The organism is Gracilibacillus xinjiangensis, assembly GCF_042651765.1.
Lineage (GTDB): Bacteria > Bacillota > Bacilli > Bacillales > Amphibacillaceae > Gracilibacillus > Gracilibacillus xinjiangensis.
Genome location: NZ_JBHSDT010000008.1, coordinates 1,276,988 through 1,303,125, shown reverse-complemented (window position 1 = coordinate 1,303,125; position 26,138 = coordinate 1,276,988). Strand labels below are relative to the sequence as shown.

The 26,138-nt window shown below is 35.9% G+C and carries 20 protein-coding genes; 17 read left to right on the top strand and 3 right to left on the bottom strand.

Going from position 1 to position 26,138, the window contains the following annotated elements:
* Positions 1–126: 126 nt before the first annotated feature.
* Together ACFOY7_RS17900 and ACFOY7_RS17895 are read right to left on the bottom strand one after the other, a co-directional pair.
* Entirely contained in the window at positions 127–885 is a 759-nt protein-coding gene (locus ACFOY7_RS17900) for an EAL domain-containing protein (RefSeq protein WP_390254043.1), read from the bottom strand.
* A 163-nt stretch (positions 886–1,048) separates the two neighbouring features.
* Positions 1,049–2,110, bottom strand: a complete 1,062-nt coding sequence (locus tag ACFOY7_RS17895; RefSeq protein ID WP_390254041.1) for an NAD(P)/FAD-dependent oxidoreductase — start codon at positions 2,108–2,110, stop codon at positions 1,049–1,051.
* Positions 2,111–2,399: 289 nt separating this feature from the next.
* Between ACFOY7_RS17895 and ACFOY7_RS17890 the strand changes: the two genes are divergently transcribed.
* From ACFOY7_RS17890 to ACFOY7_RS17815, 16 genes are all read left to right on the top strand, one after another.
* Positions 2,400–3,368 (top strand): AAA family ATPase, encoded by a 969-nt coding sequence (locus ACFOY7_RS17890; RefSeq protein WP_390254039.1) that lies wholly within the window; start codon positions 2,400–2,402, stop codon positions 3,366–3,368.
* Complete coding sequence (locus ACFOY7_RS17885; protein WP_390254038.1) at positions 3,365–4,483, top strand: DUF58 domain-containing protein; 1,119 nt, start codon at positions 3,365–3,367, stop codon at positions 4,481–4,483. The genes ACFOY7_RS17890 and ACFOY7_RS17885 overlap by 4 nt, the downstream gene beginning before the upstream one ends.
* Entirely contained in the window at positions 4,473–5,777 is a 1,305-nt protein-coding gene (locus ACFOY7_RS17880; protein ID WP_390254036.1) for a hypothetical protein, read from the top strand. The genes ACFOY7_RS17885 and ACFOY7_RS17880 overlap by 11 nt, the downstream gene beginning before the upstream one ends.
* Before the next feature lie 83 nt (positions 5,778–5,860).
* Entirely contained in the window at positions 5,861–7,924 is a 2,064-nt protein-coding gene (gene fliD, locus ACFOY7_RS17875; RefSeq protein WP_390254034.1) for a flagellar filament capping protein FliD, read from the top strand.
* 18 nt (positions 7,925–7,942) lie between these two features.
* Positions 7,943–8,119 carry a YjfB family protein gene (locus ACFOY7_RS17870; protein ID WP_390254032.1) on the top strand — a complete coding sequence of 59 codons (177 nt, stop codon included), beginning with the start codon at positions 7,943–7,945 and terminating at the stop codon, positions 8,117–8,119.
* Positions 8,120–8,267: 148 nt separating this feature from the next.
* A complete protein-coding gene (flaG, locus tag ACFOY7_RS17865; RefSeq protein ID WP_390254030.1) occupies positions 8,268–8,636 on the top strand; it encodes a flagellar protein FlaG in 369 nt (122 codons plus the stop codon).
* A gap of 27 nt (positions 8,637–8,663) precedes the next feature.
* Positions 8,664–9,062, top strand: coding sequence for a flagellar export chaperone FliS (gene fliS, locus ACFOY7_RS17860; protein ID WP_390254029.1), 399 nt, complete (start codon positions 8,664–8,666; stop codon positions 9,060–9,062).
* On the top strand, positions 9,062–9,415 hold the full coding sequence (fliT, locus tag ACFOY7_RS17855; RefSeq protein WP_390254027.1) for a flagellar protein FliT: 354 nt from the start codon (positions 9,062–9,064) through the stop codon (positions 9,413–9,415). Before fliS ends, fliT begins: the two co-directional genes overlap by 1 nt.
* Positions 9,416–9,629: 214 nt before the next feature.
* Positions 9,630–10,190, top strand: coding sequence for a ribosome hibernation-promoting factor, HPF/YfiA family (gene hpf / locus ACFOY7_RS17850; RefSeq protein ID WP_390254025.1), 561 nt, complete (start codon positions 9,630–9,632; stop codon positions 10,188–10,190).
* A gap of 414 nt (positions 10,191–10,604) precedes the next feature.
* Complete coding sequence (gene secA, locus ACFOY7_RS17845) at positions 10,605–13,118, top strand: preprotein translocase subunit SecA (protein WP_390254023.1); 2,514 nt, start codon at positions 10,605–10,607, stop codon at positions 13,116–13,118.
* A gap of 46 nt (positions 13,119–13,164) precedes the next feature.
* Positions 13,165–14,266, top strand: a protein-coding gene (prfB, locus tag ACFOY7_RS17840; protein WP_390254021.1) for a peptide chain release factor 2 whose coding sequence is annotated in 2 segments (ribosomal slippage) — positions 13,165–13,236 and positions 13,238–14,266 — 1,101 coding nt in all. Because the reading frame shifts where the segments join, the coding sequence is not laid out codon by codon here.
* A gap of 644 nt (positions 14,267–14,910) precedes the next feature.
* Positions 14,911–15,597, top strand: coding sequence for a cell division ATP-binding protein FtsE (gene ftsE, locus ACFOY7_RS17835; RefSeq protein ID WP_390254162.1), 687 nt, complete (start codon positions 14,911–14,913; stop codon positions 15,595–15,597).
* On the top strand, positions 15,587–16,480 hold the full coding sequence (ftsX, locus tag ACFOY7_RS17830) for a permease-like cell division protein FtsX (RefSeq protein WP_390254020.1): 894 nt from the start codon (positions 15,587–15,589) through the stop codon (positions 16,478–16,480). Before ftsE ends, ftsX begins: the two co-directional genes overlap by 11 nt.
* A 37-nt stretch (positions 16,481–16,517) precedes the next feature.
* Complete coding sequence (locus ACFOY7_RS17825; protein WP_390254018.1) at positions 16,518–17,960, top strand: PcsB-like coiled-coil domain-containing protein; 1,443 nt, start codon at positions 16,518–16,520, stop codon at positions 17,958–17,960.
* A gap of 126 nt (positions 17,961–18,086) precedes the next feature.
* The gene (locus ACFOY7_RS17820) at positions 18,087–19,568 is read left to right on the top strand and encodes a S41 family peptidase (RefSeq protein ID WP_390254016.1); all 1,482 of its coding nucleotides are present in this window, start codon (positions 18,087–18,089) and stop codon (positions 19,566–19,568) included.
* A gap of 234 nt (positions 19,569–19,802) precedes the next feature.
* Positions 19,803–21,005, top strand: coding sequence for a PDZ domain-containing protein (locus ACFOY7_RS17815; protein ID WP_390254014.1), 1,203 nt, complete (start codon positions 19,803–19,805; stop codon positions 21,003–21,005).
* Positions 21,006–21,041: 36 nt separating this feature from the next.
* Here ACFOY7_RS17815 and ACFOY7_RS17810 read toward each other — a convergent pair whose 3' ends face one another.
* Positions 21,042–24,248, bottom strand: coding sequence for an SNF2 helicase associated domain-containing protein (locus tag ACFOY7_RS17810; protein WP_390254012.1), 3,207 nt, complete (start codon positions 24,246–24,248; stop codon positions 21,042–21,044).
* A gap of 208 nt (positions 24,249–24,456) precedes the next feature.
* On the opposite strand from ACFOY7_RS17810, the gene ACFOY7_RS17805 reads away from it, so the two are divergent.
* Entirely contained in the window at positions 24,457–26,043 is a 1,587-nt protein-coding gene (locus ACFOY7_RS17805) for a peptide chain release factor 3 (RefSeq protein ID WP_390254010.1), read from the top strand.
* Positions 26,044–26,138 lie beyond the last annotated feature (95 nt).

The window sequence follows — 26,138 nt, the reverse complement described above, 5'->3', positions numbered from 1 at the left end:
TAATGTTCTATATAAAGAACATACAGCATTCATATAAGAAGCGCAAGGTTTTTTAAAAAATATTTATTTTATGGTATGAAAAGAGTAGGATAAATGTACCGATAATAGAAAAAAAGGCAATGGTTCTTAAAAACCATCTGCCATTCTAGATTCGATACATTTAATTGTTTGAAGTGGTTGAGGCTCAGCAAGCAGGAACCCTTGTACAATATTAACACCGATGGATTTAGCCATCTCTAAATCTTCCATGATTTCTATTCCTTCCAGTACGAATTTTGTATTGGTATGCAAGCAATAGGTAACGATGGAACGTACCATCTCTTGTTTACGGTTGGAATTAGCCAGCTGATTTGCAAAATAGCGGTCCATTTTCACGAAATCTGGTCGTAATTCAACAATTGCTTGCAGGGAAGAAACTCCTTTGCCCACATCATCGATGGCAATTAAGTAACCTTTTTCTCTCAATAAATAGACATTCCTCATTAATGATGTCACATTATTCATCACATCTGATTCAGTTATCTCAATAATCACTTGCTGTGGTTTGAATTTTTTATTCGCCATATATTGGTCTAAATATGTAATAAATTCATCCCTGATTAAATTAGATGGAAAAACATTCATTAAAAGCTTTCTTTTATCAGTTAATCCACCTATGAGGTCATCAAAAGCTTGTAGTATTTTCTTTATCGAACGAATCTCCAGTTCAAAAAAACGGTCAGTAAGACTTGCTTGTTCAAAAAGTATTTCCGGATTTTTAAACAGTTTGGTCCGAAGTAATGCTTCATATCCAATTGGTGATAATGTTTCTAGATCATATAATGCTTGAAAATGGTGCTCGAATTTTTCGTTGTCAATTAAATCGTTTACTTTGGCTTTGGACATGCTAACCTCCTAGGAAAGAAGAATGACCTGTAATTTATCAGCTACTTTTTGCTGGTATTCTATTATACAACTAATTATGAAAATGGTTAAGTGTTTTAAATGGATTCCCAATATTACACCATAAAGAAAAGCACTGATTATTTTCAGTGCTCTGTTGGAATCATTAATGTCGTTTGCTTAACCATAAAACGCCAGACTTTGCCAGGCGAGGCAATAACCCTGTCACTGGTTTACGGTACATGCTTCCAAATCCATCAGACTTTCCAAGTGAACCTAGCTGGCCTTTTAATTTTATTTCTTTAGGCTTATCCGGCTCTTCTCCACGGAGTACTTTAGCAAGAATAGCACCAATTTGTTCTCCTTGAACTCCTGCTAACTGTGCACTCGGTGAATAGGTAGAGGAGGCACAATCACCGACAACATAAATATTTTGCTGTGACGGTACTTGATAAAAATCGTTTACGATAACTTTTTCTTGACGATCTTTCTCGAAAGGAAGACTTCGTACTAAATAATGTGGTCTTACACCTGCTGTCCAGATAATCACATCACTTTCAATACCCTCACCATTATTATAAAAAATTCCTTCAGCAACTAATTCTACATTGGAGTGATGTAATATTTGTACCTCATTACGCTGGAACCAATCTTCTACATATGTTTGAACCTTTTCGTCAAATGCAGAAAGTACGGAAGCACCACGATCCAATAAACGAATATTAAGGTCTGGTCTGCTTTCCCTGATTTCAGAAGCTACTTCAATACCACTTAAACCTGCACCAACTACCGAAACTTGACTGTATGCAGGTAAATTATTGACTCGAATACTCGCCTGACGAGCTTTCGAGATTGTCTGGACACTTTCTGTATATTCCATTGCACCTTGTATACCGTGATAATTATCTTCACAGCCGAGTCCAATAATTAAGTAATCAAACGAAACGGAGTCTTCTCTGTTTTTTAAGCGAATTTTCTCATTTTCCGTGTCTATCTCAATAATTTCACCAAATATGTAATCAATCTGATTGTGGGCAGGGAAATCGATCCGAATCTCTTTATCAGATTTGGTTCCTGCTGTAATGGCATAGAATTCTGTTTTTAACGAATGGTATGGATTGCGGTCAATGACAGTGACTTCCACATCGTTGGGAAGATCATGATCAATTAGTTGATGCAACGCATTCATTCCGCCGTATCCACCACCAATTATAACAACTCTTTTCATTTTCAAAACCCCTGTCTATCTATATTTTCAGGTTATTTCCTTCTAACATCCTTTACATATAAAGCTTTCCATAGCATATCTATAAATAGACTACCAAAAATAGTCTAATAAAACTATAAATATTATGTAAAATGGAAATATTTAATTATTCTGAAAATAATGTTCCCGCTATTTTTTATCATATTCTTCGATATGGGAATAGTATTATATTTTGCCTAAATGTAACCAACATGATATAACAGTGTTAGAGAAACTGAAAGCGCAAACAATAGAAGGGGGAGTTTGAAAGATGGAATTAACCAATGTACAAGAAGTAGCAAAAGAAATTAGACAGAATATTAATCAAGTTGTTGTCGGACAAAAGAGAACCATTGATTTGTTGTTAGTTGCTATGATCTCCTCAGGCCATGTTCTGTTAGAAGATGTTCCTGGTACAGGAAAAACATTGATGGCAAAATCTTTAGCTAAATCATTAGCTGGCACGTTTCGAAGAATTCAATTCACACCAGATTTACTGCCATCAGATATTACAGGCATTCATTTCTACAGTCAACAAAAAGGAGAATTTGAATTCCGTCAGGGGCCCATTTTTACTAACATTTTATTAGCAGATGAAATTAATCGTGCAACACCGAGAACACAATCTAGCTTATTAGAAAGTATGGAAGAACGGCAAGTGACGATAGATGGCGAAACCCATCAGTTAACAGATCCTTTTTTAGTTATTGCTACACAGAATCCGGTTGAAAGTCAAGGGACCTTTCCGTTACCTGAAGCCCAGCTGGATCGTTTCTTATTAAAAATTCAAATGGGTTACCCATCAAAAGCAGAAGGTATGGAGATATTAAAGCGTTTCAAACAAACAAATCCATTAACGAATTTAAATGCGGTAGTTGATATAGATACAATGGTGGCAATGCAAAAAGTGTACAGCGAAGTTGAAATCAGTGATGATGTTCTGAATTACTTAATGGATGTGATTGAAAAGACGAGAAACCATACGAATATCGCATTGGGTGTTAGTCCTCGCGGCAGTCAAGCATTATTAAAATGTGTGCAAGTTTATGCATTATTACATGGAAGAACATATGTTATTCCAGATGATATTAAACAGATGGCAATATCAGTATTAGGGCACCGTATTGTGCTTGCGAAACGTATTGGGGTGAAAGGCAATCAAGTCAATACAGTAATCGGCGAGATTTTGCAGGAGGTTCCTGTGCCAACAGAGCCTGAAAAGGATTTGGTGCGCGGATGAACATTGCATGGGTGATTGTCGCTTTATTATTCATTGTCTTCATCCAGGGAATGATCTATAGCAAATGGGGATTAAAGGGGATTACCTACAAAAGAGAGTTCAAACAACAGACTGTGTTTGAAGGGGAAACAATAGAAATGGTTGATCAAATTACCAATCGAAAGTTACTCCCAATCCCATGGATCCGCTTGGAATCAAAGATAAGCCATCATTTAGCTGGTACAACAGAAAAAGATAAAGGAACAGAAGAAGTGTTTCACCGGTCATTATTTAGTCTGTTACCATATCAGAAAATCACGAGAAGACATCAGTTGATTGCAACAAAGAGAGGGTATTATCCGCTTGATACCGTTTCGGTTACAACAGGTGATGCGATCGGTTTCGGGGAGTCTTTTGACTCCATTCAAGCAAGCACTGCTGTGACTGTTTATCCGCAAGTTGTTTCAGTTGATGAGATTCCATTGCCGTCACATAGCTGGTTAGGGGACATTACAGTGAAAAGATGGATTATTGAGGACCCGTTTCTGTATGCAGGTGTGCGGGAATATCAAGCAGGTGATCCATTAAACGCTATAAATTGGAAAGCTACCGCTCGGTCACAAACAATGCAAATCAATAAAAAAGATTACACAGCAGATCACCATTTAATGATTTATGTTAATTTTGATTCCAACGAAGATATACGTCTGCCAATAGAAAAGCCGGAAGTAATCGAGAAGGCCCTTTCCTATGCTGCTTCCCTTGCGGCATATACAATCGAGCAAGGAATAGCGACAGGGTTTGGCTGTAATGGGTATTTTGTTGAGCCTTTTACCAATACTTTGGAACGGATAAAGCCGTCAGTAAGAGTAGAACCATCAAACAGCCGCAGTCAGCTTGAATATATTCTTGATACGATTGCCAAAGTGAAGATTGATCGAAGCCGAAACTTTCGAGCCTTTTTAGAAGAAGATCTGGAGGAGGAGATAAGGGATACAGATATCATTATTTTCACCCAGCAAATATCTGAAAAAGTTGAACAGAAAATTTATCAGTTAGAACAGCTGAACAATGCGGTGGAGATTGTTTTATTAGATCAATTGACAGGGGAAGCAGGTGAAGCATATGCAAGCTAAAGGGCGTTCTGTCTTCTCGATTTTCTTGCAGGGGATACTTGAATTCCTTTCCTTCTTTCCTTTTATTTTACTTATTGGTACTTTGACAATCGAAGGAAATATCTATTATTGGCTGATTGGTCTATACGGTTTATTTTGTTTGTCAGCTGCAATCAGGTCATACTTGAAGCAGCGGACAATTGTCATCATATTAGCAGCTTTTCTTGCATTTGGATTTACATTCATAATTGGTTCCGATATATTATCCTATCTGTCTTCCTTTATTTCTGGTTTTATTGCATCATATCGAGGGGTGCAATACGCTGAGAGTAATGGGAAGGAATTATTGCCATCAAGAATACTGTGGGGAATCGGTCTGCCAAGTTATTTTGTTGGATACATTCTCTTTTCTAATTTTGACAGTTTAATTGATTATATAGGTTTCTTAAGCAGTATTGGTCTTGTTTTTATTATTACAATGCTGATTGTCACAAATCAAGCGCATTTGCAAAAAGAATCCCTGACAAAAGAAAAAAAACATCATACAAGCAGGGAAATGAAAAGGATAAATTATGCATATCTTCTTTTTACCATCGTATTTGTGTTTCTTTTAACAAATTTTCAAGTGATTCAATCGTTTTTGTACCATAGTGTCCGCTCAGTCATTCAGGCTATCGTTTCATTTGTTGAACTCTTCTCCAATGAGGAGCCGCCAATGGAAGAACTGCCCCAGCAAAACAATCAGCCAATGTTACCAACAGAGGAGTTTAGTGAACCTTCTCGCTTCGCCGAGATAATGGAGCAAGTGACAATCATATTTGGTATTCTCTTGGTCATCCTTGCAGCCATCTTAATGTTATCACTCCTATTTAAAAAAGTTCGCCGTCTTGTTAAAAAAGTGATTCTATTTATATGGAATGCTTTGAAGCAAGTTTTCACAACCAGCCGTTTCAATCAGTTGGACTCCGAGTATATGGATGAAAAGGAAAATCTCTTTAATTGGAAAAACTGGCGAAATGAGAAACAGACGGAAATAAAGGATAGATTACAAAGTATTTTTGGACGGAAAACAAAATATGACCAGTTGTCAACAGAAGATAAAGTAAGATTCTTATATCGGGAAATAACAAGGGAATTGAGAAAACAGGATAAATGGAAGGAATCGATGACGGCACATGAGGTGTTAGACATATCAGGACAAGAATTGGATAGTTTAGAGGAAATGTATGACCATGTTCGGTATGGGCAGGAGTTGTTAGGGCATTCTTCAGATTCTGATTTGAGGTCGATTTGGAATAAGTTACAAAATAAATGAAAAAGTTCAAAAGTCCTATTTAAGTCTCACTTTATTAGTCCGATAATAAAGATAAGAATGACTAATAAAAGGGCGTGAATAAGATGAGTGCAATGCGTATTTCCGGTTTTGCAAGTGGTATGGATATTGAAACAATGGTAAAGGACTTAATGAAAGCAGAGAGCTATCCTTTACAAACAATGCAACAAGAGAAACAATTACTAGAATGGAAAAGAGACGATTATCGCTCGATTAACTCTTTATTGTTGGATTTTCGTAATACGCTATCAAACATGAGACTTACTACTAGTTATCGGTCAAGGGAAACATCTTCTACAGATGAGTCAAAAGTGACAGCCTCAGCAAGTAGTGCAGCTAGTCAAACTTCTTTTAGTATTACTGAGGTTAAGCAATTAGCATCAGCAGCAACGCTTATTAACGAGGGTGGCATATCAGGAACAGAAAAAATCGATGCTTCTAAAAGTCTATTATCACAAAATGCTAATTTGGGTACTAACATCAATTGGAATCAAGGAGCAATTGAAACGAAAGATGTAACAGTACAAGCTGATGGGGAAATAATACAACTAGAAGGTACAAATATTGACACTGAAGCTATGAATATTCAGTTAAATGGAAAAGGGTATGAAGTTGTGACGGGTGTTACTCAGGCAGATTTAGCAGATAACCAGGTGTTATTCGATGCTACAAATAATTCATTAACGTTTGCTGAAGGTGTTGTCAAAAAAGGGGACAAATTTTCAGCTGAATATGCACATGAAGGCACCAATCAAGATTCTAAGATTTTGACGGCAGAAACAAGTACTTTTCAATTAAGTGGAAGGTCAATCGATGTTAATTCATTTTCTTTAACAATTGACGGTACTACAAATTATACAATAGATGCAGCTTCCGCTAATGGGACACAATATAATTTAGTAGATGGATCTAATACTGTTGTAGGTACCATTAATACGAGTTCAGGTAGAATCTCATTTAGTGAAGCTAAACCAAAGGGTACAGAAATAACAGCTGACTATCAACAAAATTACAGTTCGTTCGCTCTAGGAGCCCATACCGAAAACGGCCAGACGTATAGAAATTTCATAATGACTGGTAATGAATCACTGAATCAAGTTATCAGCAAAGTAAACAATTCTAAAGTTGGGGTCTCTATGATGTATGACTCCTATACTGATCAAGTAACTATGAGCAGAAAAGATACAGGAGAATTTAATGACTCAGGAAATGAGATAATTACGAGCTTTTCTAGTGGGAATAATGCATTTATTAATGATGTACTAAAATTCAGGAATGGTACAGAGTCTGGTGGGGATAATGCTATATTTTCCATAAATGGAATAACAGATACGGAGAGAAGCTCTAATAATTTCCAAATTGATGGTGTAACTTTTAATTTGAAACAAAAATTTACTCCAGCAGAGGGACCGGTTACTGTAAGTGTATCCAACAATAGTGAAGATGTATATGAAAATATTAAGGAATTCGTTGAAAAATATAATACATTAATCGAAGCTATTAACAGTAAAGTTAATGAAGAATATTATAGAGATTACAAACCGCTGACTGATGATCAAAAACAATCATTGAGTGACACTCAGCAAGAAGAATGGACAAACTTAGCGAAAAGTGGGTTGCTAAGAAGTGACCAGATACTAAGAGATACATTATCAAAAATGCGAACAGATTTCTATAGTCCTGTTAACAATTCAGGATCAAGTGTATTTAATCAGTTGGCACAAATAGGTATAACGACAACTAAAGATTATATGCAGGGTGGAAAATTAGAAATTAATGAAGGAAAGTTAAAAGAAGCAATACAAGAAGATCCCGATGCAGTAGAAAAATTATTTATTTCTCCTAGTAATGAGTATGGTGAACAGGGAATTGTAAATAGATTGTACGACTCAGTTAATTCATCAATGGATCGTATTTATGAACGAGCTGGCCGAACTTCTTATAGCAATGAACAATTTACAATAGGAAAGAATTTATCTAATCTCGAAAACAAAATTAGAAGATTTGAAGATCGGTTATCACAAATTGAAGATCGCTATTGGAGCCAATTTACAGCAATGGAACAAGCAATTTCGAAATATAATAGCCAATCTAGTTATTTAATGCAAATGTTTAGTGGGGGACAATAATCAAAAGGAGGTTTTTTGATGGATATAGCAGCTATGTCTGTTATTATGAGCCAAGCACAAGTGAAGCAACAGGCAAGTATTTCATTGCTTGATAAAGCAATGAATACATCAGAACAGCAATCAAATCAAATGATTAAAATGTTAGAACAGGCGATTCAGCCACATTTAGGCAGTACAGTAGATGTAAAAGCATAATCGTAAAAATCTAGAGAATTTTTCTCTAGGTTTTTTACATAAAATACATAAATCATGTATTTATTAGAAGGTTTTTCTAAATGACTAAAGTTTTCTATAAATTAACCGATAATACAAGTAAATATATATAGAGGAGATGAAGAAAAGCATGGAAGTTGGTAATATGATCACTGGATCTCCCCATCTGCAAAACCCTGACAGCAAAGAGCAATCCACATCAGCAGTAGACAGATCCAATAACCATGTGCAAGAATCAGATCTCAGAAAGAATATTAATGAATCAGGGGAAATATCAAATGAAGAAGTAAAAAGTATGGTCGACGGGTTAAATTCATTTTTGAAACCTACACATACAAACATTCGATATGAATTCCATGAAAAACTAGAAAAGTATTATGTAACTGTAGTGAACTCAGAAACAGAAGAAATAGTGAAAGAGATCCCACCAAAGAAACTACTAGATGTATACGCATCAATGGCTGAACTGATGGGATTTATCGTTGATGAAAAAATATAAGTAAGACAATAGAGGAGCGTTTGTTTAATGGCTTATCAACAATATCAAGCATACCAAAACAACTCAGTCAATACAGCTACCCCTGCCGAACTAACTCTTATGCTTTACAATGGTAGCTTGAAATTTATTAAGCGTGCAAAAAAGGCAATGGAAGAGAAGAATTATCAGGAAAGAAACGTAATGATTCAAAAAACACAAAATATTATTCGTGAATTAATGGTAACATTAGAACCATCAGCACCAATAACAAAGCAAATGATGCCATTATATGAATTTGCCTACCATTGTTTAACACAAGCCAATGTCAAAAACGATATGACACAAATAGAACAAGCTGAAGAAATTCTAATTCAATTCCGCGATACATGGAAAGAGATTATCAAACAAGAGAGAATACGTCAGCATGGAAAAGGTGTTAAACTATAATGAATCCACTTAAAGGCTATTTGGATATATCAAAAAAATTACTTTTGCTTATAGACAAGCCAATCAATAAAGAAGAGCGCGATCTCGTTATTGCTAATATAAGTGATTTAATTGAACAAAGACAGCAATATATTCGTCATATTCAACCCCCATACAACGAAGAAGAAATATGCTTAGGGAAAGAATGCATTGTAATTGATCAACTATTAGAGCCGAAAATGCATTCATTATTAAATGAAATTAAATTAAATATGCAAAATACAAAAAAACAATCAAAATCTAATAAGCAATACTTAAATCCATACAAAAGCCTTTCAGGGCACGACGGGATGTTCCTGGATTCGAAGAAATAAGTTCTCCTACTGTGAAGTAGGAGAACTTTTTCTATTATAACTATTCATTGAAATACTCTAAGAATAAAGTAAATGGAGCTATTCATGAGTATGTAAAGTTTATGTTAAAAATATTCAAAATATATTGACAATTTACTCGTTTATCCCCCCTATAGTGTGGTATACTAGATATATAGCTTATTAAAGCTTTATAGTTTGAAAGGAGGACACTTTTATGAAATACAACTTTCGAGGAGAAAATGTAGAAGTGACTGGAGCCATTAAGGAATATGTAGAAAGAAAAATTGGCAAGTTAGAAAGATATTTTGACACGCCTCCGACTTCAGATGTAAATGTAAATATAAGTGTCTATAATGAAGAACAACAAATCGAGGTAACGATTCCTATGACTAATCTTTTGCTCCGTGCAGAAGTACAACACGTAGATTTGTATGCTGCTATTGATCTTGTTGTTGACAAACTAGAAAGGCAAATACGTAAGCATAAAACAAAAGTTAACCGTAAATTCCGTCAGCAAGGCTCACCAAAGCATGTATTTGCAGAGTTAGAGAAAGAAGCTGCTGAATTTAGAGGAGTAGATTTGTTAGATGATGATGAAATAGAAATTGTAAGAACGAAACGTTTTGATTTAAAACCAATGGATTCAGAAGAAGCAGTATTGCAAATGGATATGTTAGGACATGCTTTCTTCGTTTTTGAAAATTCCATGACAGGGACAACAAACGTTGTTTATAAACGTCGTGACGGTCGTTATGGCCTAATTGAACCTAGCTGATAATACTTATTCTAAGATGATTTGCATAGCAAATCATCTTTTTCTGTTTTCTATCGAACTCTATCATTTCCTATACTATTGATGAAGGTTTAGCCAAATCCATAGGAAAACATAATAAATTTGATGGAACAATGTAATGAAATGAAGAATTTCCTTGTTTTTCAAATCATTCGTCCTATGTTATAAATAGAATATCCCCACACCGAGAAGGTAAACCTTCCTCTCAAGAAACCTTCTCATCATTAGAGAAGCAGTCGAACCAGGGCTGCTTCTTTCCTCATTTTCTCTGTTCGTTATCCGATTGTTGTCAATTTCTTCATTCAAGTGTTATGATATAAAGTGATAAACACAACAAAATGACACACTGAAGGTTTCTTTGGCTTTGCCAAGTATGGAAGAAGAGGAGCGGCTAGAATGCGTGGATTATTAAAAAAAGTTTTTGGTGTTGGTAACCAGAAACAATTAAAAGAATTAGAGAAAATTGCTTCAGAGATTGAAGCATTAGAACCATCAATGCAGCAATTATCTGATCATCAATTACAAAATAAAACAGAGGAACTAAAGCAAAGATATCAAAATGGAGAAAATTTAGATGATCTGCTTCCCGAAGCGTATGCTGTTGTAAGAGAAGCTTCAACAAGAGTGTTGGGTATGCGCCCGTATACTGTACAATTATGTGGTGCGATTGCTATGCACCATGGTGATATAGCAGAAATGAAAACAGGTGAAGGGAAGACGTTAGCCTCTACAATGCCTGCCTATTTAAATGCATTAACAGGCAAAGGCGTTCACATTATTACAGTCAATGATTACCTGGCCGATCGTGATGCAAAAGAGATGGGCAATTTATATGAGTTTTTGGGATTGACCGTAGGACTTAATAAAAACGGAATGTCAAAAGATGAGAAACGTCAAGCATACTTGGCGGATATTACCTATGGAACAAATAATGAATATGGTTTTGACTATTTACGGGACAATATGGTGTTATACAAAGAACAAATGGTACAACGACCTTTACACTTTGCAATAATTGATGAGGTTGATTCCATTCTAATTGATGAAGCCCGGACACCATTAATTATTTCAGGTACTGCAAAAAAATCTGCTTCACTCTATGAACAAGCAAATGCTTTTGTCCGTACACTAAAAAATGAAGAAGATTATACCTATGATGAAAAAACAAAAGGTGTGCAATTAACGGAAGAAGGGATGAACAAAGCAGAACGCTTCTTCCAAGTGGAAAACTTATTTGATTTGAATAATGTGACATTAACTCATCATATTAATCAAGCATTAAAAGCTCATATCTCTATGCACAAGGATACAGATTATGTTATTGAAGAAGACCAGGTTGTAATAGTTGACCAATTCACTGGCCGTTTAATGAAAGGCCGCCGCTATAGTGATGGACTGCACCAAGCGATTGAAGCTAAAGAAGGATTGCCAATTCAAAATGAAAGCATGACATTGGCTTCCATCACATTCCAAAATTATTTCCGTATGTATGAAAAGCTGGCAGGTATGACAGGAACAGCAAAAACAGAGGAAGAGGAATTCCGTAACATTTATAATATGGATGTTATTGCGATACCTACGAACAAACCGATTGTCAGAGAAGATAAAGCAGATTTAATCTATAAATCAATGGAAGGAAAATTTAAATCTGTTGTAGAAGAAATTAAAGAAAGGCATCAGAAAGGCCAACCAGTTCTAGTTGGTACAGTTGCTGTGGAAACTTCTGAATTAATTTCAAAATACCTTTCAAAAGCTGGCGTGAAACATAATGTATTAAATGCGAAGAATCATTATAGGGAAGCAGAGATAATTGAGAATGCCGGACAAAAAGGTGCAGTAACTATTGCTACAAACATGGCGGGGCGCGGGACTGACATCAAATTAGGTGATGGTGTAAAAGAACTTGGAGGCCTTGCTGTTATTGGGACAGAACGTCATGAGTCACGCCGTATTGATAATCAATTACGTGGTCGTTCCGGTCGTCAGGGGGACCCTGGTGTTACTCAGTTCTATTTATCAATGGAAGATGAATTAATGCGCAGATTCGGGTCAGACAATATGAAAGCAATGATGGAAAGGCTGGGCATGGATGATACTCAGCCGATTGAGAGTAAGATGGTATCAAGAGCAGTGGAATCTGCCCAAAAACGCGTGGAAGGTAACAACTTTGATGCACGTAAAACCATCCTCTCTTATGATGATGTGTTACGTCAGCAACGGGAGATTATTTATAAACAGCGCTATGATGTGATTGACTCCGATAATTTACGAGAAATTATTGAACAAATGATCGAAACAACAGTTGATACAGCGATCGATTCCTACATGGCTGATGATGTTTCGGAAAACTGGAATATAACCGGTTTAACAGAATATCTCCATGCAACATTGTTAGAAACTGAATGGATCACAGAAAGTGACTTAAAAGGTAAAGATAAAGATGAGGCAAAAGCATTAATTTTAGAGAAGGTCAAAGCAAAATATGACCAAAAAGAAGAAGAATTAACATCAGAGCAAATGCGAGAATTTGAAAAAGTCATTCTTTTACGTACCGTTGACACGAAATGGATGGATCATATTGATCAAATGGATCAATTGCGCCAAGGTATTCACTTACGGGCATATGGTCAAAACGATCCGCTAAGAGAATACCAAATGGAAAGTTTTACAATGTTTGAACAAATGATCTCATCAATTAATGAAGATGTATCGAAATATGTAATGAAAGCACAAATACGTGAAAATCTAAAACGTGAGGCTGTCGTGAAAGAAACACAAGCAGTGTCTGGCGGTGACCAGGCGAAGAAGAAAGTGAAAAAGCCATATGTTAAAGCACAAAATGTCGGCAGAAATGATCCATGTCCGTGTGGTAGTGGAAAAAAATACAAAAATTGCCATGGACGAGCGTAATTAACACAATAATATTTTTTAAGAACAAACTTAACGAGGTGGAAAGATGGAATTAGTAGAAATCAAACAAGAACTTGACAAAATGGCTAAGCGGTTAGCGGACTTCAGGGGGTCTCTTTGACTTAGAATCAAAGAGAGCCCGTATAGCTGAATTAGATGAAATAATGTCTGATCCTGCTTTTTGGGATGATCAGCAGGCAGCACAAAAAACAATTAATGAAGCAAATGGATTAAAAGAATTAGTTCAGGCCTTTGATCGCAATGAAGAAAACTTAGAAAATGCAGAAGTGTCTTATGAACTCGTAAAAGAGGAGAATGATGAGGAACTTCATCAGGACCTGGAAGAAGAAGTCCAGCATCTGACAGAGGCACTCAATCAGTTTGAATTATTTATTTTACTAAGTGAACCATATGATAAAAACAATGCGATTCTTGAATTACACCCTGGTGCTGGCGGTACGGAATCTCAAGACTGGGCAAGTATGCTTCTTCGTATGTACACACGGTGGGCGGAAACGAAAGGTTTTAAAGTGGAAACATTAGACTATCTTCCCGGGGAAGAAGCTGGAGTGAAAAGTGTTACATTGTTAATCAAAGGTCATAATGCTTACGGCTATTTAAAAGCAGAGAAAGGTGTCCATCGTTTAGTCAGAATCTCACCATTTGATTCGTCAGGCAGACGTCATACCTCTTTTGTTTCCTGTGATGTAATGCCAGAGTTGGATGATGATATCGACATTGACGTAAAAACAGAAGATTTAAAAATTGATACGTACCGTTCAAGTGGTGCGGGTGGGCAGCATGTTAACACAACAGATTCTGCTGTTCGTATTACTCACCTTCCAACAAATACTGTTGTAACATGCCAATCAGAACGTTCGCAAATTAAAAACAGAGACCAGGCAATGAAGATGCTGAAGGCTAAATTGTATCAATTGGAAATCCAAAGACAACAACAACAGTTAAATGAAATTCGCGGTGAGCAGAAAGAAATTGGATGGGGAAGCCAAATCCGCTCCTATGTGTTCCATCCATATTCTATGGTGAAAGACCATCGCACCGATTATGAAACAGGAAATACACAAGCAGTAATGGATGGAGAACTAAATCCGTTTATTGATGCATATCTTCGTTCAACGATGAATTAATAGTCTAAATTACACAAAAGGAAAATGACTATCCTTTTGTGTAATTCTTATAGAGAATCAGGAAAACTATCTGAGGGTTGAGCGATATTCCACCAAAATCCCCCAGATACCCCCAAAAATTTCATTTCTCAAAACCAATCAAGGAAAAACCTCAGCTCTCAAATATAAACTCTCAGGATTTATATAAAATGAATATGCCACTGAAATTCGTCGGGTTATAAATATATGTGAATAGATATATTATTCACATATAATCCTTATATACCGAAATGCTGTTTTGAAAAACTGATAATATACTCCCGCTATTTGCCGATATTTACTGAAAAAGGGTGATTAGAGTCACTAGTCCCATTGTCACTTATTGCGATGAGTGGTAAAATACTTAATGAATCTAATTATTCACTTTTAGTTCATATTAACTATTGATTTTTGAAAAAGTGCTTTTAAACCTTTAAAACAAGAGGTTTATACACTGTGTCAAATGTATTAGTTAAAAAGTAATTGTATTGAAATATAATTGTAATAAAATTTTAGCCGAAATTTCGTGATATTTTTGTTATAATAAAACTTGTGAGACGAAAAATGTTGTTTTTTAAGATATGAAGAAAAATAATGACTATATTTATATAAAAGGTGAGAATGATATGATAGAAATGCAAGATGTATTTATGACTTATGCCAATGGAGTTGTTGCATTAAATGGTATAAGTGTAAAAATTGAACAAGGCGAGTTTGTATATATAGTAGGACACAGTGGTGCAGGAAAGTCCACATTTACTAAGTTAATGTTTCGCGAGGAAGTTCCGATGAAAGGTAAAATCCTTGTTAATAATAAAGATGTTAGCAAAATAAAGTGGAAAGATGTCCCTTATTTCAGAAGAAATATTGGAGTAGTCTATCAGGATTTCCGCCTATTGCCGAAACTGACAGTCTATGAAAATATTGCTTTTGCATTAGAAGTAATTGAAGAAAACCCGAAAAATATCAGAAAGCGTGTGATGGAAGTTCTGGACCAAGTCGGCTTGAAGAATAAAGCAAGGTTTATCCCTGATGAGCTTTCTGGTGGTGAGCAACAGCGCGTATCGATAGCACGTGCTATTGTTAATCGTCCAGGCTTATTAATAGCAGACGAGCCAACAGGTAACCTTGATCCTGATACATCATGGGAAATAATGCGTATCCTGGAGGAAATTAATTCAACTGGTACAACCGTTGTTATGGCTACACACAGTAAAGAAATTGTAAACACAGTTAGAAAACGAGTAATTGCTATGGAAGATGGCATTATCGTACGTGACGAATACAGGGGAGAATATGGTTATGAAATTTAGTACGTTAAAAAGACACATAAAAGAAGGTGCAAGAAACACGTGGAGGAATAGCTGGATGACAGTTGCTTCAGTTGGAGCTGTAACCACTACCCTTATTCTTGTAGGTGTTTTTCTTGTTGTTATATTGAACTTGAATCATATTGCAAATGAATTAGAAAAAGATGTAGAAATTAAAGCATTAATTGAATTAACAGCTGAGCAAGCTGATATAGATCAACTAGAAGCGGATATTAAAGCTATTCCCGAAGTGGGTACCGTTGAGTACCTGACAAAAGAAGAAGAGCTGGATAACTTAATTCAAAGTATGGGCGAACAAGGACAAGCCTGGACACTGTATGAACAAGATAATCCGTTAAATGATGCATTTGTTGTCCAAACTATTGATCCCCTGGATACAGAAATGGTAGCAGACCAGATCGCTCAGTTGGATAATGTTAACAGTGTTAATTTTGGACAAGATTATGTCGATAAGTTGTTTACATTTAACCAATATGCAAGAAATGTGGGGTTAGTTTTAATATTTGCTTTAGTGTTTACAGCGATATTCCTTATTTCCAATACAATAAAAATTACGATTCTGGCAAGGAAAAAGGAAATCGGGATTATGAAACTAGTTGGTGCAACTAATAGTTTCATTCGCTGGCCGTTTTTTGTCGAAGGGATGATTCTCGGATTCCTGGGAAGCATTATTCCAATTTTAATCATATTGGTAGGTTATTATTATCTAGCACAAAGTGGTGTAACGATTCAGGAATTTAACTTTGTTCAAATTCTTCCATTTAGTCCATTTGCATTCCAAATATCCGGAATTATTCTCGGGATTGGTGTTTGTATCGGTGTATGGGGTAGTTTGATGAGTGTACGCAAATTCTTAAAAGTATAAATAATAATAGGTGGAAAGTTTAGGGAGGAGCAATTAAATGAAGAATTTTTTCTATTTAATAGTTTCATTAATGATAGCATTTGCTGTTCTAACTGTTTCAGTATCTGCTGAATCTATTAATGAATTACAAGATAAAGTCAACGAATTAGAACAGGATAAGCAATCAATACAGAGTAAATCTGGAGAAGTTAGCAATAAAGTAGAGGAAACAAAAGAAAAAATTGCTGAGAATCAGGAAAAGCAAGAACAAACGAACAGTGAAATTGTTGAAATTGATAGTAAGTTGACAACAACACAATCTCAATTAACCGCCAAGGAAAATGAGATTGCGACAACAAATAATGAAATTAAAGAGACAGAAAATGAAATAAATAAGACAGAGGGAGAAATTAACCAATTAAAGGGAGAAATTGAGGAATTACGGGCTGAAATAGCAGCATTACAAGAAAAAATTGAAGCCCGTGAAGACTTGTTGAAAAACAGACTAAGGTCTATTCAGCAAAATGGTGGGAATGTAAACTACTTAGAAGTTATCCTCGGAGCCCAAAGCTTTGGTGACTTTATTAACAGAGCAACTGCTGTAAATAAGATTATGGATTCTGATAAAACTATTATGGAAGAACAGCAAGCAGATAAAGAAAAGCTAGAAGAAAATAAACAGGCATTAGAAGAGAGTAAGAAAGAGTTAGAAGATAAACAAGCTTCATTAGAAACAAGTAAGCGGGATTTAGAGAACAAAAAAGCTCAATTAGTCTCACAGAAAGCTGAATTGGACCAAATTAAAGCAAGACTAGATAAGCAAATGAACCAAAAACAAAAGCTGATGGCAAACTTAGAACATAAAGAAGATGAGTTACATAGTCATCAAATGTCATTAGCTGAACAGCAGGAAACGTTAAATAATCAAGCTGCTATTGTGGAGAAAGCGAAAAGAGAAGCACAGCAGCAGATAAATCAAAAACGACAGGAACAACAACGATTGCAACAACAGCGACAGCAGCAACAATCGTCTTCAGGTAACTCAGCCTCTGGCTCAAGTTCAGGTTCAAGTTCAAGTTCGAGTGGGGGTAACTTATCTGCTGGAGGAAATGGCAGTTTAATTTGGCCAACAACTGGCAGACAAAGTTCTGGTTTTGGTTACAGATCATTTAATGGTGGTGGTTTCCATTATGGTCTTGATATTGCCAATGGGGTTGGAACGCCAGTAAATGCAGCAGCCTCAGGTGTTGTGACAAGGGCAAACTACTCTCCTAGTTATGGAAATGTTGTGTATATTTATCATGTGGATTTAAATTTAACAACTGTCTATGGTCATTTAAACAGTATTGGGGTATCGTTAGGTCAATCTGTTTCTCAAGGAGAATATATTGGAGGAATGGGTAATACAGGCCAATCGTTCGGCAGCCATCTTCACTTCGAGGTACACCAGGGAAGTTGGAGTTACCACGGTGGCGTGAATCCAATAAATTATTTGCCATAAAAAGAAAATACTTAAAGACATCACAAAATACTTGTGATGTCTTTTTTAAACCTTCATAATATATAGTATTAGGAAATACATTTTACATACAATGTATTAAAAGATGGAATAGTTTGGGGTGAAAGAATGAATATAAAGAAAAGGTATATTGCTTTAATTGCTTTCATTGCTATTGTAATAGGTGCTGCTGGAACATTTACGTTTGGCCTCCTGTTTTTCAACAATACGAATACCGGCAGTGGACTAGCAAGTAATGATCGGGATTTACTGTTAGAGTTAGCGGATCAACAAGAAGTATTGGAAGAAAATATGGGAGATATGACGAAAGTTATTAATGCTCTCACAATTATTAAAGAAAATTATGTAGAGGAAGTTGACGATAATCAACTAATTGAAGGTGCCATACAAGGCATGCTGCAGTCATTAGATGACCCTTACAGTGTGTATATGGATAAAGAAACAATGGAACAATTCAATGATCAAATTGAATCATCCTTTGAAGGAATTGGTGCGGAAGTGTCTATGGTTGACGGCAATGTAACCATTATTGCTCCAATTAAAGACTCACCAGCAGAAAAAGCCGGATTAAAACCAAATGATCAAATTTTAACAGTAGATGGAGAAAGTGTAGAAGGATTAGATCTATATCAAGCTGTTAACCAAATTCGCGGTGAAAAAGGCTCTAAAGTTACTTTAGAAATCAGAAGACCAGGTGTAGAAGATATAATTACAATAGACATTACGAGAGATTCTATTCCATTGCAAACCGTTTATGTTGAAGAAAAAGAAGTAAATGATCAATTAATAGGTATTATTGAGTTAACCTCATTTTCTGAAAACACAGCTTCGGAATTTGCTTCAGAGTTAAAGAAATTAGAAGAAAAAGGGATGGATGGTTTAGTTATTGATGTAAGAGGCAATCCCGGTGGCTTGCTCCCATCTGTAGAAGAAATACTTAAACTATTTGTGACAAAAGATATGCCATACTTGCAAATTGAAGATCCGAGTGGTAAGAAATCAAGATATTTCTCTGATTTGGAAACAGCAAAAGATTACCCTGTTGTTACATTAATCAATGAAGGAAGTGCATCAGCTTCTGAAATTCTGGCAGTATCTTTAAAGGAAGCAATGGACTATGAAGTTATTGGTACAACATCATTCGGTAAAGGCACTGTACAACAAACCGTTTCGATGGGTGATGGAAGTACCATTAAAATTACTCGATTTAAATGGTTATCACCGGAAGGAAACTGGATTCATGAAGAGGGTGTTAAACCGACAATCGAACAAGATATGCCGGATTATTATTACGCAAATCCTGTTCAAGTGAAAGATGACCCATTTGCGTTTAATGATAGTGACCCAAATATAGAAAACATTCAATTAATGTTAGAAGGTTTAGAATATAACCCGGGACGTCATGATGGGTATTTTGATGAAAGTACAAAGAAGGCAGTAGAAGCGTTTCAGGAAGACAATGAACTGGAAGTGACTGGAGAAGTTGATCAATCCACAGCAGAAGTATTACAAACAAAATTAGTGGAAAAAGTGCGCAGTGGTGCAAATGATCTTCAGTTAGAAAAAGCAATCGAAGTCCTAACCAAATAAGTAGTGACTGAAAAGCACCCTATAGTTACAAACCATTATGTGTTTGGCTATAGGGTGTTTTCTTTCCATTAATATAATGAGGTTAACTACATGTTTCGGCTCAATTTATGGTAATATGAGAAGATATAAGAATAAAATGCAAGTTATTTTAAAGTAGGGGTAGCCAAACACTATTTTTTTACGCATAATATAGAATATAATGCAAGTAGTTGGCAGGAAAGGGGTTACGAGAGAATGGAATGGATTTTGGAAATATGTTTTGCTGTTTTAAGAGCGTTGGCCCAGCCATTTGTTTATTTGTTCATCGGATTATTACTTGTTAGTGGTTATTATCGAATCAAACAGGACCGTCAATCTTTCGGAATAAAGATATTCTCCTATTTTGATGAACAGAAACGAACGTGGCAGATTTCTTTAATCTCAGGATTGTTGCTCTCCATTATCTCAGTAGGGATAGGATTTGTAGTTACATGGCCTTTGATCATACTGTTAGCAACAGTTGTTGCCATCCTTTCTTTATTTAGAAGGTTTTTTTTCTTATCTGCTAGTTATATTATAGGAATAAGCTATATTGCAGCATATGTGATAACTCAATTACGTTTAGCTTTTTTACCATCCAACTGGATAGATTCATTTGAACAGATTAATTTTAACTATATACCTTTATTAATAGCCCTTCTTTTAATCATTGAAGGAATCCTTTTGTCAAGAACTAAACCAGACGATACATACCCGGAGATTACAAAAAGCTTAAGAGGAAAATACTTAGGACGTCACCGGATGAAAAAGATAGCCCTCGTTCCTTTTTTTGCATTACTGCCGGCTGGAATGATTGAACCATTTGCTGAATGGTGGCCTTTTTTACAGGTAAATGGAGAATCATATGGGCTTATTCTTATTCCATATATTGTTGGTTTTGAGCATGCAGTTAGAAATTCAATACCTAAACATGGTGCGAGATGGATTGCAACTAAAGTATTTATTCTCGCTAGCGTGATGGTTGTGCTCTCCATTGTTAGTTATTTCTATCAGGTTGTTGTTGTTATTAGTGCCATTATCGCTATTGCAGGCCGATTGATAATTCAGTATTGGTTTAGGATGCACGATCAGAATCAACAATCCGTTTTTAAACTTGGTGGTGAAGGTATTTTTGTATTAGGTGTAATGCCAAATTCAACAGCAGCTCATTTACAAATTGAACCAGGAGACAGAATAGTAAAAGTAAATGGAATACCTGTGACGAATGAGCATGAATTTTACCATGCTGTTCAACAAAACAGGGCATTCTGTAAGTTGGCAATAATCGATTTGAATGGTGAAATCCGTTTTAGCAAAAGTCCGCTATTTGAGGACGATCATCATGAGCTAGGCGTATTATTAGTAAAAGATAATGATCCAATTGATTGGAGTACAGATCAACAAAGCACAAAACCCTGAGCAACCGGATTGCTCAGGGTTTTAATATATATGAATTTAATTAAACTGGAGAAGCTCGCGTAATTCTGCTTCTGACAATTTAGATAACAATGTTTCACCAGGCTGGATGATTTGTTCAACAAGTTCTCGTTTTTTATGTTGTAATTGGTAAATCTTCTCTTCAATTGTTCCTTCTGTAATGAATCGTATAACCTGGACGACATTTTTTTGCCCGATTCGGTGGGCACGTCCTGCTGCTTGCTCCTCCACAGCTGGATTCCACCATAAATCAAAGAGAATAACCGTATCGGCACCTGTTAAGTTTAGTCCCGTTCCACCAGCTTTTAAAGAGATTAAGAAAAAGTCTTTTTCTCCTTCATTAAAGGCTTCTGTCATTTTCATCCGCTGTTCTGATGGGGTCGAACCGTCTAAATAAAACGGATGGTGCCCATTCTTTTCTAATGATTGGGCAATTATTTTTAACATGGAGGAAAATTGGGAAAAAATTAATGCACGTTTTCCTTGGGCATGTAATTCCTGAATGAGTTCAATAAGTTGATCTAACTTCCCGGAATTGCCTTCGTAATTTTCGAGAAACAGACTGGGATGACAACAAATTTGCCTTAGCCGTGTAATCCCTGCCAGAATTTCCAATTTTCCTTTTTCGAATCTGCCTTCCTGAATCGATTGGTCTAAATTCTGCTGGATTCTTTCTAAATAGGCTAAGTACACTTCTTTTTGTGATTGTGTTAATTCAGAATACTGCACAGACTCAATTTTTTCTGGTAATTCTTCTAATACGTCTTTCTTCACCCGACGGAGAATAAATGGACGTGTAATCTTAGCAATATACTTTGGATCCAGTTGGTTAAATGTTTTCTTATTTCCATACAGCCCTGGTGATATTGTGTAAAAAATCGACCATAATTCATCTAATGAGTTTTCGATCGGTGTACCACTCAAAGCAAAAAATTGTTTTCCTTTCAGACTTCGTATCGCTTTAGCGGTTAATGTCAGGTGGTTTTTAATAGCTTGGGCTTCATCCAAAATAACACAATCTAGCATTTTCCCTTCATATAAATCTAAATCCTGTCTTAATGTAGGGTAAGATGTGATTAAAACGTTCGTATTGTCAGCATTATTGATCGTTGCTATTCGCTGCTCTTTGGAACCTGCTATAACAGCACTAGTTATAGTTGGTGCAAATTTTTCAATTTCTTTTTTCCAATTATATAACAAGGAAGCCGGAGCTACGACCAATGCTTGATAGTTAGTTGTTGAGCTATCTACTTCTGATAAAAGATAGCTGATTGTTTGTAATGTCTTACCTAGACCCATATCGTCAGCCAAAATACCGCCTAAATGATAGTGAGATAATGTCTTCATCCATTGGAACCCTGTTACTTGATATTCACGCATTTCAGCTTGTAATGATGGAGGAAGCTCAAACTCTAAAGCGGCTGGGTTTTTTAATTGATCAAGCATGTTTTGGAAATTTTCACTGAAATTGTGTTTGCTTTTATCAAACATTTCTTCCACTTGAAAGCTTTTAGCTGCAGGTATGGTGATTCTCCCTTCTTGTAATTCCGTTTTTGTCAGTTGAAACTTATTCTGCATTTGATGGAATGCTTCAAAATTTTCGGAATCGAGAGGTATTAATGCACCATTTGGGATGCGATAATAACGTTTTTTCTCAACTAATGCTTGCAAAATATGTGAGATATTCTCACCAGTAATTCCTTCAATATCAAAGGAGATATCTAACATCCCCTCTGATGGATGATAATCCACAGAAGTTTGTATGGAATAATTGTTACTAAGCATCATGTTTTTCACATGCTGTGTAAGAAAAATGGTTGCATATTCTTCTAGCTCATATACTTTCTCATGAAGAAAATGATAAATTAAATCCTCATTAAATAAAAACATTGCCTGATTTATTTCCATAAATCCAATTTCCCGCAACATTTGAAGAAGCTGCTGTTCTTTTATTGTTTCTCTTTTAATGATATCATTTGTGTCTTTCTCTTCTTGTAATGGATAGATGGTTGTTTCACCATATTGGAACCCGATATCTACTCTGAGAGCACCTTCTTGCTCGTCAACCCACAATTTACTTTCTAAAGGCTCTGTGTTTAATTGCTCCTGCATTCTTTCTGTCATTTCTAACTTACCTATTTGCTCAAATTGCGGCATTACATTTCTAACAAATGTCTCCATTTCTGATGGGGATATTTGCTGTTTCTTTTTATCATGTAACGGTAAAATCCGGAATAATTTCTCTAACACTAACTTTTGTTGGTAATTGACTTTGTAAATATGCTCGCCTTCGATTAAATAACGATAACTGTTAAGGAAATAATAGGTAGATAAATCAGACAATTCTAATGAATAGGCATCTGTTTGCAGGTAATCAATTTTAAATTGAAGCTGGTCTGTCATTACACCAAAATCAACCAACGAATATTCCTGATTGTTTTCATGCTTAAAAACATAATTGGTATCCTGCAGCTTCTCAATAAATTGATCACTGACACTTGGCGGTAAATAGATACTGCGTGGCTGTTCCATTTTTAATGTGTAACTATTTCCAAAGAGCCTTTCCTGTTCATAACAGGATACCATTAATTCCAGTAACTCATGGTCAGCAGAATGGAAGAAGTGATCTGCGGGTTGAAATGTAAATGTATGGTTCACTTTATAGGATTCCCCATTCATCCATGCCTTAAAAAAACCACGAAGGTCCCTGACAACATAGGGACGTTTATCGCCTATTTTTAATTCGATAGCAAGGGCATATTGGGTGTTTTTATTTGCTTTTGTTACTAATAGTTGAAATTCTGTCTGAACAGCTTCATTCGGCTTTTTCTGCTCACGAAATGTATGCATTAACTGTTTAGCAAATAAATCTGTCTGCTGTCCGTTTGCTGGGCGTGTGTTAGTATTTCGGTCAACAGCGAATTTTCTTTTATTTGATTGTGCATCTTGTGTGATAGCTAACAAAACTGCTGCAATATGTTTACAAGTACCATGTGTTTCGAAAGCAGGACAAGTACACGTTGCCTCAATATCAGTTCCACCATTGTAATAAATTCGTATCGTATAAACTTTGGCACCTTTCACTAACCCTCGCCATGTATTTGTATTTGGATTATATGATAAACCATATACTTTTCCATCTATATAGTATTGGAATCCTCTTTGATAAAAACGATCACCTGTAAGTTTTCGGATCGATTGTTCATTCAATGGAATTTGCTGCATGTATATCCCTTCCTTGTCCGATCGAAGATTTTCGTTTACTCATACTAAAAAACTTTATAGTTCATTTTTTTCAAACCATCATTATATTATAACAGAAAGATGCTGTGATTCCATCTAGATTGACAATTTGTAAAGAAACTGCTATTTTTAGCAAAGTCTAAATAGTGTACAATAGAAAGAGCGACTGCTATGGAAAGTAGGGAATGGAATGGGTTTACAAGAAGAAGTGCAAAAAAGAAAAACGTTCGCGATCATCTCCCACCCGGATGCGGGGAAAACAACGATGACGGAAAAACTGTTATTACAAGGGAATTTGATTCGTTCAGCTGGAACAGTAAAAGGGAAGAAATCTGGGAAGTTCGCTACATCTGATTGGATGGAAATTGAGAAACAACGTGGGATCTCTGTTACATCAAGTGTAATGAATTTTGAATATGAAGGCTTCAAGGTCAATATTCTCGATACACCAGGGCACGAGGATTTCAGTGAAGATACGTATCGTACATTAACTGCTGTCGACAGTGTTGTAATGATTATTGATGCAACGAAAGGGATTGAGGCACAGACAATCAAATTATTCAAAGTTTGTAAAATGCGCGGAATTCCGATTTTTACTTTTATAAATAAATTAGACCGTGAAAGCCGAGATCCATTAGACTTAATGGATCAAATAGAGGAAGTTTTAAATATCGAAACATATCCAATGAATTGGCCTGTCGGCATGGGAAAACGCTTTTTAGGCATATTAGACAGATACCATAATCAATTTATTCAGTTTAATGGAAATGAAGAAGAAACATATATTGATTTAAAAGACATGGACTTGCCTGAAAATAAAGCAATTGCTGAGAATCCAACATATCAGGAAACAGTGGAAGAGTTAGAATTATTAAATGAAGCGGGAGATCAATTCTCCTTAGAAAGAGTACTTGCAGGGGAACAGACACCTGTTTTCTTCGGTAGTGCACTTGCACCATTCGGTATTGAAGTATTTTTTAATACATTTGTGAAAATGGCACCAGCACCTGGTCCCAGAAGGACAAAGGATGAAGTGATCCATCCTGATTACCCGGATTTCTCTGGCTTTATTTTTAAAATTCAGGCAAACATGAATCCGCAGCACCGTGACCGTGTGGCGTTTTTAAGAGTGTGTTCAGGTCGTTTCGAACGAGGAATGAATGTCCAGTTAGCCAGAACAGGAAAAACAATCCGGTTAGGACAGACACAGCAATTTGTTGCCTCATCACGTGATACGGTTGAAGAAGCATATCCGGGCGATATTATTGGAATTTATGATCCAGGCTCTTATCGAATTGGTGACACGTTACTTGATGGAAAGAACGTTTTTGAATATGATGAATTGCCATCATTCCCACCAGAATTATTTCAACGAGTATCAGCAAAGAATGTAATGAAAGCCAAACAATTCCGGAAAGGGATTGAACAGCTTGTCCAGGAAGGTGCTATACAATTATTCCGCGGTTATCCAACTGATTCTTATATTATTGGGGCAGTCGGACAGTTGCAGTATGAAGTTTTTCAGCACCGGATGAAGAATGAGTATAATGTGGAAGTAATGTTAGAGTCAATCGGTGATCGTATTCCTCGCTGGTTGAAAAAGGAGCAAGTAGATACCAAATTATTTGATGAAAGAAATCTATTAGTGAAAGATCGTGATGATGAATTCCTTGTTTTATTTAAAAATGATTTCGCATTAAGATGGTTTGTTGATAAACATGCAGATATTGAGTTAATTGATTTATTTGAAGTAAATCAGTATGACCAGTCAACATGATGAAAAAGCACAGCAATTAGCTGTGCTTTTTTGATAAGTGATTTTTTTAAAAAGCTGTAAGTAGAAAGATAAGGGGAGAAAGCCTTATTATTAGC